This window comes from Fontibacterium abundans (SeqCode), assembly GCF_965235095.1.
In the GTDB taxonomy this organism is placed as follows: Bacteria; Pseudomonadota; Alphaproteobacteria; order Pelagibacterales; family Pelagibacteraceae; genus Fontibacterium; species Fontibacterium abundans.
In genome coordinates, this window is the sequence record NZ_OZ249405.1 from 888,597 (window position 1) to 902,523 (window position 13,927).

13 protein-coding genes are annotated in these 13,927 nt (G+C 29.8%); 4 read left to right on the plus strand and 9 right to left on the minus strand.

Annotation, left to right across the window (positions count from 1 at the left end; translation table 11 throughout):
* The first annotated feature begins 5 nt into the window (after positions 1-5).
* Complete coding sequence (locus AC8GER_RS04900; protein ID WP_506597736.1) at positions 6-3,113, plus strand: efflux RND transporter permease subunit; 3,108 nt, start codon at positions 6-8, stop codon at positions 3,111-3,113.
* On the opposite strand, the gene AC8GER_RS04905 is transcribed toward AC8GER_RS04900, so the two are convergent.
* Entirely contained in the window at positions 3,103-3,705 is a 603-nt protein-coding gene (locus AC8GER_RS04905) for a transglycosylase SLT domain-containing protein (protein ID WP_506597737.1), read from the minus strand. The genes AC8GER_RS04900 and AC8GER_RS04905 overlap by 11 nt on opposite strands.
* A gap of 25 nt (positions 3,706-3,730) precedes the next feature.
* Positions 3,731-4,051, minus strand: coding sequence for a divalent-cation tolerance protein CutA (gene cutA, locus AC8GER_RS04910; RefSeq protein WP_506597738.1), 321 nt, complete (start codon positions 4,049-4,051; stop codon positions 3,731-3,733).
* Positions 4,052-4,085: 34 nt separating this feature from the next.
* Here cutA and gpmA point away from each other — a divergent pair, with 34 nt between their 5' ends.
* A complete protein-coding gene (gene gpmA, locus AC8GER_RS04915) occupies positions 4,086-4,808 on the plus strand; it encodes a 2,3-diphosphoglycerate-dependent phosphoglycerate mutase (RefSeq protein ID WP_506597739.1) in 723 nt (240 codons plus the stop codon).
* Here gpmA and AC8GER_RS04920 read toward each other — a convergent pair.
* Genes AC8GER_RS04920 through AC8GER_RS04935 form a run of 4 tightly spaced genes read right to left on the minus strand, consistent with a single transcriptional unit; the run spans position 4,798 to position 8,409 of the window.
* Positions 4,798-5,502 carry a nucleotidyltransferase family protein gene (locus tag AC8GER_RS04920; RefSeq protein ID WP_506597740.1) on the minus strand — a complete coding sequence of 235 codons (705 nt, stop codon included), beginning with the start codon at positions 5,500-5,502 and terminating at the stop codon, positions 4,798-4,800. The two genes, gpmA and AC8GER_RS04920, sit on opposite strands and share 11 nt — an antisense overlap.
* Positions 5,499-6,428 carry an ornithine carbamoyltransferase gene (argF, locus tag AC8GER_RS04925; protein ID WP_506597741.1) on the minus strand — a complete coding sequence of 310 codons (930 nt, stop codon included), beginning with the start codon at positions 6,426-6,428 and terminating at the stop codon, positions 5,499-5,501. The genes AC8GER_RS04920 and argF overlap by 4 nt, the downstream gene beginning before the upstream one ends.
* 2 nt (positions 6,429-6,430) lie before the next feature.
* On the minus strand, positions 6,431-7,594 hold the full coding sequence (locus tag AC8GER_RS04930; protein ID WP_506597742.1) for an aspartate aminotransferase family protein: 1,164 nt from the start codon (positions 7,592-7,594) through the stop codon (positions 6,431-6,433).
* Between the two features lie 5 nt (positions 7,595-7,599).
* Positions 7,600-8,409, minus strand: a complete 810-nt coding sequence (locus AC8GER_RS04935; RefSeq protein ID WP_506597743.1) for an ABC transporter permease — start codon at positions 8,407-8,409, stop codon at positions 7,600-7,602.
* Between the two features lie 145 nt (positions 8,410-8,554).
* Between AC8GER_RS04935 and AC8GER_RS04940 the strand changes: the two genes are divergently transcribed.
* The gene (locus AC8GER_RS04940; protein ID WP_017970361.1) at positions 8,555-9,073 is read left to right on the plus strand and encodes a GcrA family cell cycle regulator; all 519 of its coding nucleotides are present in this window, start codon (positions 8,555-8,557) and stop codon (positions 9,071-9,073) included.
* Here the strand turns inward: AC8GER_RS04940 and AC8GER_RS04945 are convergent.
* Both AC8GER_RS04945 and AC8GER_RS04950 read right to left on the minus strand, forming a co-directional pair.
* Positions 9,070-10,563, minus strand: a complete 1,494-nt coding sequence (locus tag AC8GER_RS04945; RefSeq protein ID WP_506597744.1) for a Ppx/GppA phosphatase family protein — start codon at positions 10,561-10,563, stop codon at positions 9,070-9,072. The genes AC8GER_RS04940 and AC8GER_RS04945 overlap by 4 nt on opposite strands.
* A 7-nt stretch (positions 10,564-10,570) precedes the next feature.
* Positions 10,571-12,691, minus strand: coding sequence for an RNA degradosome polyphosphate kinase (locus tag AC8GER_RS04950; RefSeq protein ID WP_506597745.1), 2,121 nt, complete (start codon positions 12,689-12,691; stop codon positions 10,571-10,573).
* Positions 12,692-12,732: 41 nt separating this feature from the next.
* On the opposite strand from AC8GER_RS04950, the gene AC8GER_RS04955 reads away from it, so the two are divergent.
* Positions 12,733-13,236: a SixA phosphatase family protein gene (locus tag AC8GER_RS04955; protein WP_506597746.1), complete on the plus strand. Its 504-nt coding sequence runs from the start codon at positions 12,733-12,735 to the stop codon at positions 13,234-13,236.
* On the opposite strand, the gene phoB is transcribed toward AC8GER_RS04955, so the two are convergent.
* On the minus strand, positions 13,233-13,916 hold the full coding sequence (gene phoB, locus AC8GER_RS04960) for a phosphate regulon transcriptional regulator PhoB (protein WP_506597747.1): 684 nt from the start codon (positions 13,914-13,916) through the stop codon (positions 13,233-13,235). The two genes, AC8GER_RS04955 and phoB, sit on opposite strands and share 4 nt — an antisense overlap.
* Between the last annotated feature and the right edge of the window lie 11 nt (positions 13,917-13,927).

The following is a 13,927-nucleotide window of genomic DNA, read 5'->3' on the forward strand; positions in this document are numbered from 1 at the left end:
TTTAAATGTTTCTAACTGATATAAGTATAAAACGTCCAGTTTTTGCAACTGTCATGTCCATCGTTTTAGTTATATTTGGTCTTGTTGTTTTTAATAGAATTGCAGTACGAGAACTCCCAGATATTGATCCGAGTATAGTTACGGTTAGAACTATTTATAAAGGGGCATCTGCTGAAATTGTAGACTCTCAAATCACACAAAAAATTGAAGATATAGTTGGCGGAACACCTGGTCTTGCAACTATTTCTTCTAAAAGTGAAGATGGAAGATCAGTTGTAACTGTAGAATTTGAACCAGGTATAATCGTAGATGAAGCCGCAAATGATATTAGAGATAGGGTTTCTAGAATAATCGATAATCTTCCTGATAATGCGACTAGACCTGAAATATTTAAAACTTCTGAAGGAAATCAGGTTGCTATTTGGTTAAGATTAAGAAGTGAACGATTAAGTGCCCTAGAACTAAGTGATTATGCATCAAGATATTTAAAAGATTATTTCTCAAGTGTAGAAGGTGTTGGAAATATAATTTTATCTGGGGAAAAAGAGCTATCATTAAGAATCTGGCTAAATCCAACTGCTCTTGCAGCACGAGATGTCACGGTCGGTGAAATTGAAAATATATTATTAAAAGAGAATATAGAATTTCCATCTGGAAAATTAGAGTCTAAAAAAATAGATCTAATATTAAAATTGGACAAAAGTTATAAAAATCTTGAAGATTATAAAAATCTAGTAATTAAAAAAGGAAGAGATGGATCTATCACAAAACTTAAAGATGTTGCTAAAGTTGAGTTTGGACCTTTAAATGTAAATACTCTATTTAAAGGAAATGGATTTCCGGTTCTCGGCATTGGTCTTTACCAACAATCTAACGCTAATACGATTGCAGTTGTAGATGGAGTTAAAAAAAGATTAGAAGAAGTAAAAAAAAATCTACCAGAAGGTATCCAATTAGAAGTAGCCTTTGATCGATCGAGCTACATAAGAGTGGCAGTTAAAGAAGTTTATATTGCTCTTTTTTTATCAGTGGTCTTGGTTGTTGGAATTATCTATCTTTTTTTAGGAAATTTAACTTCAGTAATTATACCTACTCTTGCAATCCCTGTTTCTATAATTTCTACTTTTTTATTAATTTATGCTGCCAACTTCAGTTTAAATTTATTTACACTAATGGCATTAGTCATAGCCATTGGTCTTGTCGTCGATGATGCTATAGTTATGTTAGAAAATATTTATAGGAGAATGGAAACAGGAGAAACAGCTCTTGTTGGTTCATACAAAGGAGCAAGTCAGGTTTCTTTTGCAATCATCTCAACGACCGTTGTGTTGGTTGCAGTATTTGTACCTTTAATATTTATAAAAGGAATTGTTGGAAAATTATTTACAGAATTAGCTTTAACTCTTTCTTTTTCTGTTATCATTTCGGCATTTGTTGCTCTAACTTTGTCACCGATGCTTGCATCAAAATATTTAAAAGTAACGCACGAGAAGCCAAAATTTTTAAAAAAATTTGACCACTACTTAGATAAATTTTCTAATTTTTATTTTGAAAGTTTACTTTTGCTTCTTTATAAAAAAAAAGAGGTCATTATATTTTTAAGCGCAGTTCTTGTTGCAGTAGTTGTTTTATTTAAAATTACTCCGAAAGAATTAATACCCCCTGAGGATCGAGGAGTTTTTTTTGTTATTATTCAAGCACCGGATGGATCAGGTTTTGAATACACAAAAGAACAGAGCGAAAATATTGAAAAAATATTTTTATCAGAATTAGGTAAAGGAACCTACAGAGAGGTGCTGACTAGAATTCCAGGATTTGGTTCAGGCCCCGATCAAGTAAATAACGGATTTATTATAGTTTTATTAGAGAATTGGTCTAAGAGAAAAAAATTTAGCGGCCAAGACTTAGGAGAAATATTCCAAAAACTTAATTCTTTTCCAGCAGTAAAAGCATTTCCAATCATGCCTCAAAGTTTAAGAGGTGGAGCCACAGACAAACCTGTTCAATTCGTTCTAAAAGGAAATACTTACGAAGAACTTATTAAATGGAAAGAAATTATTAAAGCTGAAGTGGTTAATAATAAAAATTTTATAAATGTAGATGATGATCTTGATCTTACTAAGCCACAATTAAAAATTAAAGTTAACACAGATAAAGCAGCAGATTTAGGCGTACCAATTGATGCTATTGGTAAAAGCTTAGAAACATTATTTGGTTCAAAGGAAGTTACTAAATATACACGTGATGGAAGAGAATATTCTGTTATATTACAAACTGACATTAGTAATAGACAGCAACCGTCAAATTTAAATAAAGTCTCAGTAAGATCTAATACTGGTAAATTAGTTCCGCTTGCAAATTTGGTAACTTATATTCCTGAGTCAACTTATACTGGTTTAAATAGATACAATAGACAAAGAGCTGTTACTATAAGCGCGAGAATTACGGCAGGTTACAGTATCAATGAGGCTCTTTTATATCTGGAGGGTATTGTTAAACAAAAATTACCTCCTTACGCAGGTATTGATTACAAAGGTGAATCATTAGAATTTAAAAATACAAGTTCAGATATTTATTTTATATTTTTGCTTGCAATATTTACGGCTTATCTTTCTCTAGCAGCGCAATTTGAAAGTTGGAGGCACCCGTTAACAATTATGTTAACCGTTCCACTCGCAATCTTAGGCGGAATAATTGGACTTTGGACAATTGGAAGTTCTTTAAATATTTACAGTCAAATTGCGCTAATTGTCCTTATTGGATTAGCTGCAAAAAATGGAATTTTAATAGTTGAGTTTGCAAATCAACTTAGGGCTGAGGGAATGAAAATTAAAGAAGCTATTATTACATCTTGTAGAGTTCGACTTAGACCAATTCTGATGACGTCCGCTTCAACGGTGATGGGAGTTGTACCCCTGGTAATTGCAACAGGTGCTGGATCAGCAAGCAGAGCAACTGTAGGAATAGTCATTTTTATGGGTGTTGTATTTTCAACTTTTTTTACATTATACGTGATCCCAACCATGTATTTACTTATTGGTCAAAAAACAGAAAGAATAGACGCTGTTGAAATTGAGCTTGAGAAACAATTAAAAGAATCTTCTAATAAATAAAATACTTATTCGTTGTTAATTGATTTTTGCACTGGTTAAGTTGTGCTCTATATTTTTTGGCAACCCTATCAACCTCTCTTGCATAAGGAATGACTTTTGGTGATTTTTTATAATTTTTAAAATTTCCCCAACCCTCATGATAGGCAATATATTGTTTAAAATAATCATCTTTTGAAATTTTTAGTAGCTGACTGCTCTTGTTAATATACCAACCAATAAAATCTACTGAATCATTAAAACTTATTCTAAGAGCAAGCGGTTGATTTGTTTCTCGCACAAACTGTTCCCAGGTTTTGTTTATTGCTTGAGAATATCCAAATGCGCTCGATTTTCTTTTATAGGGGATAACTTTAAATAACTTGTCCCATTCAGGTGCTGCTAACCAATCAAAGTCAGATTCTCTTTGAATGATTGCCATCTGCAACTCTACAGGCGCTCCCCATTTTTTCTCTGAATTTTTTACAAATTTGTACCAAAAATAATTATCAGTAAACATTAAACATGTATTTGAGGTGTCTCTTGGTGCCGAAATACAAGAAGTGATAAATAAAAGAGATAAATATAATAAAAATTTAAATCTATTTCGAATCATTAAACTAAACTTAGTTTAAATAATTTTATTTGGTAGAGCTTTTAATCCAACTTAGAAAATCTTTATTACCATTCTTTATATCTACAAAAACAATGCACGGACATTCGTATGAGCTAATTTTTTTTACATGAGTAATAATTTTGTTCATGTTTTTCTTTACTGTTTTCCCAATAAGAATGCTTTCTTTTATAATGTTAATTTTTTTCTTATCCCATTTAAAATAAGATTTAACACTTGGAATAATATTTGCGCATGCAACTAGATCTTTTTTAACAAGATCATAAGCGATTTTATTTGCTTCAATTTTATTCTTACAAGTCATGTAAAATAATTTATAATCGCTCATAATTTTTTTAGTATCACAATTTAAATAATAAAAAATGTATAATTTAATTTTAGTAAGGCACGGTCAAAGTCAGTGGAATTTAGAAAATAGATTTACAGGATGGTATGATGCTGAGCTTACTAAACAAGGAATAGAAGAGGCACAACATGCAGGTTCTTTAATTAAAAATCTTAACATCAATTTTAATTTTGCGTTCACTTCTTTTCAAAAAAGAGCAATTTTAACTTTAGAAGAAATAAATAAAAAATTAGATCTAAGTATCAAAAATATATTTAAAGCTTGGGAGTTAAATGAAAGACATTATGGGGCTCTACAGGGTCTTAATAAAGAAGAAACTGCAAAGAAACACGGTGAGCAACAGGTAAAAATTTGGAGAAGAAGTTACGATATTCCTCCTCCACCAATGGACAAAAGTAATCCTGAACATCCAATTCATTATCCGATTTATAAAAATATTAATAAAAATTTAATCCCTGACGCCGAATCCTTAAAAGATACTTTTAAAAGGGTTATTCCTTATTATGAAAAAAATATTTTACCTGTTTTAAAAAAAGAAAAAAACGTAATCATCTCAGCGCATGGTAATAGCTTAAGATCTCTTTGTAAAAAAATATTTAATATTGCTGATGGATCAATTGTTGAATTAGAAATCCCAACTGGGAATCCAATTCATATTACATTTAAAGATGATATGAGTTTATCAAAGTATTTATATCTTGATCAAAAAAGAGCAAAAAAAATATTAATTAACGAATAAGATCTAATTGCTTTAGTTTTTCATAAATTGGCAAATCCGTCACATGATAAAATATATTTTGAGCAACCTCTCCAACCATTTTTTTATCAGCAATTACTTCATCCCAAACTGGCTGAATTGAAAAATTTTCATTTTTTTTATTTTTCAATAAAATAGGATTAATAATCTGACAGCCTGTAAAAATTAAATTATTATTATCTCCAGATTGTCTAAATAAAAAAGGTTCAGATTTTATAGTAAAGTCACCTTTTAAAGTTTTATCAAAACTATTCTCCCTCTTAATCATTAAAAGACCAGAGTTGGCATTATGCTGTGTAAAATTTTTATATAAATTTTTTAAAGGAGATAAATATTCATCAGACCAGACTGTATCACTGTTAATAGAGATAAAAGGTTTGTCTGAAAAAAATGATAAAGCATTTCTAATTCCGCCTCCTGTACCTAGGATTTCCGGCTCTTTAAAAATTTTAATATCATAAATGCTTTTATTCTTTTCAACAAAAGCTACTATTTGCTCTCCAAGATGATGGGTATTAACAGCAAAACTTTTTACTCCAAATTTTTTTAAAAAATTTAAAGTATTCTCAAGTAGACTAACGTTATTAATTTTTAGTAGTGGTTTAGGTGTAGTATTTGTAAGGGGAAGAACTCTTTTTCCAAAGCCTGCGGCTAAAACAATTGCTCTTTCAATCATTTACCTTTTAAGCACCACTCAATAATTCCTTTTTGACAATGCAGTCTATTTTCAGCCTGTTGCCACACGACTGATTGTTTGCCATCAATAACACCAGCGCTTACTTCCTCTCCTCTTTGTGCAGGTAAATCATGCATAAAAATTGCATCTTTTTTTGCAATTTTCATTAATTTTTCATTAACTTGAAAGTTCTTAAACGCTTTTCTTTTTTTACTTAAATTTCCTTTATCACCCATAGAAATCCATTTATCTGTCATAATACAATCTGCATTATCCGCAGCTTCTTTTGCATCGTGTAATATCTCGATATCTGCTTTTTTCTTTTTAGCCCAAGCAATAACTTTTTTTGATGGCACGAAACCTTTAGGACATGCAATTTTTAATTCAAAATCAAATTGAGCAGCTGCTTCCATTAAAGAATTGGTAACGTTATTACCATCCCCTACCCAAGCAATTTTTTTACCCTGTATAGATCCTTTAATTTCTTCAAATGTCATAACATCACTCAAAATCTGACAAGGATGACTATCATTGGTTAATCCATTGATTATAGGCACCGTAAGAAGCTTTGAGAATTTTAATAAAGTATTATGTTCAAAAGTTCTAAGCATAATAATATCAGAGAAAACAGAGAAGATTCTTGCTGTATCTTCAATTGTCTCTCCACCAATACCAACATGTAAATTCTCAGAATTAATAACAATCGTCTGTCCACCCAGCTGTCTCATTGCTAAATCAAAAGAGAGTCTTGTTCTTGTAGATGGTTTTTCAAAAATCATAAGCAGCATCTTTCCTTCTAAAGGATTGTCCTTATCAATAAGAACTTTGCCCTTATTATTTCTATTCTTTTTTCTAGTCTTAGAATTTTCGACAATCTGTCTTAAATCCTTTTTTTCAATTAAACTTAAATCTAAAAAATGTTTCATAATTAAAATTCAGAACAAGTTTTTTCGATTATTCTTATTGCTTCATCAATATCTTTTTTTTCAACAATAAGCGGAGGTAATAATCTTACAACGTTATCGCCAGCTTTTACTGCTAGCATCTTATTTTGAAATAAATGATCTAAAAACTTATTATTATCTACTTTTAACTTAATTCCTCTTAAAAGACCAATGCCTCTTACTTGTTCAATAACATTGCTATATTTTTTTTGTACTTCTTTTAATTTTGTCTCAAAATAACTGCCGACTTCCTGAACATTTTCTAAAAATCCTTTTTGTAAAACAATATCTAATACCGCATTACCAACACTCATCGCTAAAGGATTTCCTCCGAATGTACTACCATGCGATCCAGGTTTCATTCCAACTGAAACTTTTTTGCTTACTAAGCATGCGCCTATTGGAAAACCACCACCAATTCCTTTTGCAATTGGACAGATATCTGGAACAATATTAGCCCACTCAAATGCAAAAAATTTTCCTGTTCTTCCAATTCCACACTGAACCTCGTCTAAAATAAGTAAAATTCCATTGTCATCACAAAGTTTTCTTAAAGGTTTCAAGCAATAATCTGGAACAACTCTAACACCACCCTCTCCTTGAACTGTTTCAAGCATGATTGCAGCGGTATTTTTTGTAATCGCTTTTTTTAAAGCCTCATGATCTCCAAATGGAACTTGATCAAAACCATCAACTTTAGGGCCAAATCCTAGCGTATGCTCTTTATTATTAGCGGCAAATAAAGCGGCTAAAGTTCTTCCATGAAAAGCTCCTTCAAAAGTAATAATTCTATTTCTTTCAGGCTGTCCAATTTCAAAAAAATATTTTCTTGCAACTTTAATGCTTGTTTCGGTTGCCTCTGCTCCTGAATTTACAAATATAACAAAGTCAGCAAATGTATTATCGGTTAATCTTTTAGCTAATTTTTCCTGTTCAGGAATTGTAAAAGCATTAGATACATGCCACAATTTTTCAGATTGTTTTTTTATCGTCTCAACTAAATGTGGATGACAATGTCCCAATGAATTTACAGCAATACCAGAAACAAAATCTAAATATTTCTCTCCTGTAGTTGATGTAAGGTAAGTTCCTTTTCCTTCTGAAAAAGAAACTTCTCTTCTTTTATATGTGCCTAATATTGAGCTCATGGAAATTAACTTTTGATTCTATATCCTTTTTTAAAAAGGATATAACATATTACCCACAAAGCTAAATTGATAAATGTTAAGTAAAAAAATCCTATAATAATAGATCCGTCAGATTGTCCTAAAAATCCATATCTAAATCCATCAATGGCATAAAAGAAAGGGTTGGCATGACTAATATAATAAAATACCGAATGTAGATTTTGTATAGAATAAAAGGTTCCCGATAAGAATGATAAAGGAACAATAATAAAGTTTGTAACTGTGGCCATATTATCAAACTTTTGAGCCCATAATCCTGTAATAAATCCTAAACAAGCAAGCATTGATGACCCAAGTAATGCAAATAAAAGAATTATAAAAACGTTATGAACTGGAACATGCGCAAACGGAATAATAATTAACACTGAAAAGAATCCAATAACTAAACCTCTTGTAATTGCCCCTAAAAGCATTGCGGCTGTCACTTCCATAGGACTAAGCGGTGGATACAATATATCGACGATATTTCCCTGAACTTTAGCAATCATTAATGATGAGGAAGTATTGGCAAAAGCATTTTGCAAGATCTGCATGCAAATTAAGCCTGGCAATATAAACACTCCATATTCGTGTCCTAAAATATTATTTCTATTAAGTCCTAAAGCTATTGTGAAAACAGCCAAAAAAAGTATTAGCGTTACTACAGGTGAAAATACTGTTTGAATCCAAACGTTCAGAAATCTTAAAATTTCTTTTTTATAAAGCGTGTAAAATCCAATCCAGTTAATGGATATGACTTGTGGAATTCTAATTTTATAATCTTTAATTGCGTTCATATTTTTTAGTATTATTAAAATATATAGATAAATGTGGATAAATTTATGTAAATTAAATAAATCACTGATTTATCTACACTTTTTTAACCTATATATAGTATAATTTACTTTAGCTTAGACTACATATAGTATTTAACCTGCCTTTATGGGATGGACACCAGAAAAAACTGAACAGTTAAAGAAACTTTGGAACGAAGGTCATACTGCGAGCCAAATAGCTGCAATGCTTGGAGATGGTATTTCTAGAAATGCTGTTATTGGAAAATCACACCGTCTTGGACTTGCTGGTAGATCTCATTCTAGAAACATTTACATTCAAAAAAGTGAAAACAAATTTCATCACAAAAATAGCGTTCCTTTAAAAAGATTAAGAAAACCTCGTGGTCTTAGAGCTATTGTTATTGAAAAAGATTTTGAGCCTGAAAATCCAACTAGTTTAGAAAATTTAAATGAAAAAACTTGTAGATGGCCTATTGGGCATCCAGATGAGGCTAATTTTTATTTCTGTGGAAGAAATCCTATGGAAGAAAGAGTTTATTGCAAATTACACGTTCTTCATGCTTACCAGCCTAAAGGATGGAAGAATGATGAGGAAGAAGATAAAAATACAAAAGGAACAGAAGAACTTCCAGAGTTTTTTGAAAAGAAAATTAAGTCCGCTTAATTAGTATAAATAATTTTAGATTTTAGTTTCATTTCATCCGCCAATGATTTCAATCTTTTTTGAACTTGATTAGAAATTACTTGCGTGTCTTTTTTAGAAACCTTTAGAATTAAATCTTTATTACTGTTCTTATAAATTTTTATCTTATCAAAGAATATATTTGATATAACACCGATCGAAGAAGCTAATCGCAATGCTGCTCCGATCTGCCTACAAGCTGAAATTTCTTCATTACTTAGTAATTTTACAAACTCAATGTCTGGATAATATTTAGTAGAACAGTGTCTCCAAAAAGAAACTAATCCAAGTTTAATTCTTTCACCATGAGATAATTTTAAGATAGGTGCGTTAATAACTTCTTGAAAAACTAATTCAGCTCTTTGGTAAACCCCTAGGCCCCAATCAAAATTACTCAACGAACAGGCTGGTAGCAAAAGTCTATGAGGAAAATATTCTTCATTACCTGAAAAAAGATTCTTAATAAAATTATATAATTTTAGATAATTGGCTGCGTAGTCTGCTTTTTTATGAGAAATAAAATGTACGGATCTATTTAATGAATTATTCTGCAAAACTTTTAAATGAGATTTACTTATCAAAGAACCTTCTCTAACTCCTGACTGCGAAAGAAACACACTAACTGGATCACAAATTCTAATTAGGTTTGATAATATGAATCCTCCTATTGGAATATAATTAGTTCTTGATTTAGTGGCTGAGGCTAATTTTTCATATTTAATTGCTTTTACAGTGTTTAATCTATTTGCAAACTTTAAAGTTTCTGAACCTGAAAGCTTATATTGATGCAAAATAGCCAGAGGGTAATTAGTCTTTATCATGTGCGCATTCATAAGGGTTCTCCAAGTACCTCCACATAAATAAAGATTTTTAATCTTATTTTTTCTTAACCATTCAATTTTATTTAAGTAGAAACTTATTATTTTTCTTACCTTATTCTTGTTTTTTTTTGGCTGATTGAAAAGCCTTAAAACACCTAATGGAAGTGATATTTTCTCATGAATAATATTTTTTTCTACTCTAGCAAGTTCTAAACTTCCGCCCCCTAAGTCAGCTACAACTCCATTTACTTTTTGAAAACCTATAACAACACCAAGAGCAGAATTTTCAGCTTCTTTATTCCCAGATAAAATTATAATTTTTTTTTTAATAATTTTTTGAGCTTTAATAATAAATTCTTTAGCGTCAGTCGCCTCTCTAAGAGCGGCGGTCCCGATAGCTTTATATTTTTTAACCTTAAGATTACTAAGTATCTGCTTAAATCGTTTTAAAACAGTCAGAGCAAATTCAGCTCCTTTTGGGTCAAGCTTTCCAGTTCGATCTAAATTTTTTCCTAATTGACAAACGGCCTTTTCATTAAAAACTGGTATTTGTGAATTTAGAATATTATCATAAATTAACATTCGAATAGAATTAGATCCAAGATCGATAATTGCTTCTTTATTTATAAAATCTCTTTCTCGTGAAATCATTTTTATATTATTTAACTAATCTTAATTTTTCAGGCATACTTAAATTAACAGAACTACCTCTACCAGACAAACTAGGATTTTTCATGAAATAATTGTGTGCAGAAAAATTATCCTCTGTCGTTGCTTTAATTTTTTCATAACTTTCATCAGATTTTAAGAACCAACTATTTTCGGCGTCTTTATAATTAGCAAGCATGATTTGATCTAATACCTGCTCGTGCACTGTAGAATTTTCTACGGGTATAAATAATTCAACTCTTCTATCTAAATTTCTTGTCATTAAATCTGCTGAGCTAAAGTATGCAAGATTAGATCTTGATGGCATTATTTCTCCATTAGCAAAACAATAAATTCTTGAATGTTCTAAAAATCTTCCAACAATACTCTTTACAATAATATTTTCTGAAAGTCCTTTTATACCAGGTTTGAGACAACAAATACCTCTAACAAATAAGCAAATTTTAACTCCAGCAGCAGATGCTTGATACAACTTATCAATCATCGCTTTGTCTACTAAAGAATTAAGTTTAATCCATATTTCAGCATGCTTACCTTTTGATTTATTTTCAATTTCTTGATCTATTAATGAATATAATTTTGTTCTTAAAGATAGCGGAGATAAAATTAATTTTTTTAATTTTTTAGGTTCTGCATAAGTTGTTATGTAATTAAAAAATTTCTCAACATCTTCACATATAATTTTATCTGAACTAAAAAATGACAAGTCTGTATATATTTTGGCATTAATAGGATGATAGTTACCAGTGCCAAGATGCACATAACTAACTAATTTACTTTTTTCTTTTCTGACAATTAAGCTAGCTTTTGCATGTGTTTTTAGTTTAACAAAACCATAAACGACCTGCACGCCTGCTTTTTCCAGGGTAGAGGCTAGACTAATATTAGTCTCTTCATCAAATCTTGCTTTAACCTCAACTACAGCTGTAACTGATTTACCTTTTTCTGAAGCTAGTACCAATGCTTTGACAATTGGTGAATCGGAGGTGGTTCTGTAAAGCGTTTGCTTTATAGCAATAACATTAGGATCTTCAGCGGCTTGATTTAGAAACTGAATAACAGCATCAAAAGTTTCATAAGGGTGATGCACTATAAAATCTTTGGCTTTAATGGTTGCAAAATAATCGTTATTGAACTGTTTTAATCTTTCAACTTGTCTTGGGTTAAATGATCTAAATACTAAATTTGTATTTTTTTTATTGTAAACTTGGTCAATCTGATGGACGCCAACAAAACTGTCCATCTCGTATACTTCATCCTTTGTTACTTCTAATTTTTTATAAACAAATTTCTTTAATAAAGGATCGGCATTAGATCTTATTTCTAATTTAACAATTCGACCTCTTCGTCTTTTCTTCAAAGCTTTTTCTAAGTACAATATTAAGTCTTCTGCCTCTTCTTCAAACTCAATATCACTGTCTCTAATAATTCTAACTGAGGTATATTTATTAAGATGATAGCCTGGAAATAAATAATTTACGTAATTACTAATAATATGTTCAACGCTTAAATATTTTTTTACATCAACTCTGTTGCTAATATTAATAAAACGTTCGATATTTTGTGGAATCAGGATTGTAGCAAAAAATTTTTTACTTTTATTTCTCTTATTTAATAACAACACTAAAAAATGTCCTTTATTAGGAACGAATGGAAAAGGATGAGATGGATCTATAATCAATGGCGTTAGTATAGGATAAATATTTTCTCTAAATATTTTATTTAATCTAACTTTTTCTGATTTATTAAGATCGCGATAAGATGCAAATAATATTCCTTCTTTGCTTAAATCAACTTTTAAATTCGACCAAGCTTCGTTTGATGCTGCTAATAGTTTTTTTGTTTTAATAATTATACGCTCGAGTTGCTTTTCACTTGTAAGTCCATCATGTGATAAAAAAGAAACTTTATCTTTAATTTGATTATAAATTCCAGCAACTCTGACCATAAAGAATTCATCTAAATTATTTGCTGCAATGGATAAAAATTTTAAACGCTCTAGTATAGGATTTTTTAAATTTGAAGCCTCGGCAAGAACTCGTAAATTAAATTTTAACCAAGATATTTCTCGATTAATGTACTTGTTTAATTTTTTTTCTTTTCTTTGCATGTGAGTTTATTTAAAAATCTATGACTTAATATATTACAATAATGTTAAATTTATATGTCATGAGACATTCCAAATCTAGCTGGAATGACGCTAATATTAATGATTTTGAGAGACCTCTATCCGCTAAAGGAAGAAAAGATATAAAATTTATAATTAAATTTCTAAAAAGAAAAAAAATAAAATTTGATTTTGCCTACGTTTCATCTTCAAAAAGAACTAAACAAACTTTTAAATTATTAAAAAAAAAAATAAAAATTAAAAAAGAGATATTCTCTAAAAATCTATATTTAACTGATGAGAATAAAATATTTAATATAATAAAAAATACTAAAAAAAATTATAAAAATATTCTTCTTGTTAATCACGAACCGACTTGCAAAAATTTAGTTAATAAACTTATAAAAAAAAATTATTTTTTATTTAAGGAAAAAAAATTTAGCACCTCAGCTATTACAAAAATAACTTTTTCTATAAAAAAATGGAAAAAACTTAATGAAAGTAGCGGAAAATTAGTTTTTTTTAAAAGGCCAATAGACTTAATCTAGGAATCTAAAGAGTAACCAGACGATCTAACAGTTCTGATTAAATCGTTCTTTTTATCAATATTTATTGCTTTTCTTAATCTTCTAATATGAACATCTACAGTTCTGCTTTCTACATTAATACTTTCGCCCCAAACATTACTTAAGAGTTGTTCTCTGGAATACACTCTTTGCGGACTTTTAATTAAAAAATCTAATAACTTATATTCTATTGGTCCTAGTTTAATTTCTTTATTTTCTCTAAAAACCTTTTTTGTAATACGATCAATTTTTAAATCTTTAAATATTCCTAAATCTTCAAGTAAAGAAGGTTTTGATCTTTTAATTAATGATTTTACTCTTAATAATAATTCCTTATTATTAAAAGGCTTTGTTACATAATCGTCAGCTCCAACCTCTAGACCTTTAATTTTATCATCAGGCTCACCTTTGGCAGTTAAAATTAAAACTGGTATATTTTTTAATTTTTTGTCTATTTTTATTTTTCTACAAACATCAATTCCTGATGTGTCAGGGAGCATCCAATCTAATATTACTAGGTCAGGTGTTTTTTCTTTAATAACTTTAAAAGCATCCTCTCCTGTTTCTGAGCAAAAAACTTTAAAGCCTTCTTTTTCTAAATTGTATTTTATTAAAGTTATAATGGATTTTTCATCTTCAACGAGCAGGATGTTAGCTAACATTTTTCTTAATT

Coding starts and splice junctions, on each gene's coding strand:
- AC8GER_RS04900 (WP_506597736.1), top strand. CDS start 6: ATGTTTCTAACTGATATAAGTATAAAACGTCCAGTTTTTGCAACTGTC.
- AC8GER_RS04905 (WP_506597737.1), bottom strand. CDS start 3,705: ATGATTCGAAATAGATTTAAATTTTTATTATATTTATCTCTTTTATTT.
- cutA (WP_506597738.1), bottom strand. CDS start 4,051: ATGAGCGATTATAAATTATTTTACATGACTTGTAAGAATAAAATTGAA.
- gpmA (WP_506597739.1), top strand. CDS start 4,086: ATGTATAATTTAATTTTAGTAAGGCACGGTCAAAGTCAGTGGAATTTA.
- AC8GER_RS04920 (WP_506597740.1), bottom strand. CDS start 5,502: ATGATTGAAAGAGCAATTGTTTTAGCCGCAGGCTTTGGAAAAAGAGTT.
- argF (WP_506597741.1), bottom strand. CDS start 6,428: ATGAAACATTTTTTAGATTTAAGTTTAATTGAAAAAAAGGATTTAAGA.
- AC8GER_RS04930 (WP_506597742.1), bottom strand. CDS start 7,594: ATGAGCTCAATATTAGGCACATATAAAAGAAGAGAAGTTTCTTTTTCA.
- AC8GER_RS04935 (WP_506597743.1), bottom strand. CDS start 8,409: ATGAACGCAATTAAAGATTATAAAATTAGAATTCCACAAGTCATATCC.
- AC8GER_RS04940 (WP_017970361.1), top strand. CDS start 8,555: ATGGGATGGACACCAGAAAAAACTGAACAGTTAAAGAAACTTTGGAAC.
- AC8GER_RS04945 (WP_506597744.1), bottom strand. CDS start 10,563: ATGATTTCACGAGAAAGAGATTTTATAAATAAAGAAGCAATTATCGAT.
- AC8GER_RS04950 (WP_506597745.1), bottom strand. CDS start 12,691: ATGCAAAGAAAAGAAAAAAAATTAAACAAGTACATTAATCGAGAAATA.
- AC8GER_RS04955 (WP_506597746.1), top strand. CDS start 12,733: ATGTTAAATTTATATGTCATGAGACATTCCAAATCTAGCTGGAATGAC.
- phoB (WP_506597747.1), bottom strand. CDS start 13,916: ATGTTAGCTAACATCCTGCTCGTTGAAGATGAAAAATCCATTATAACT.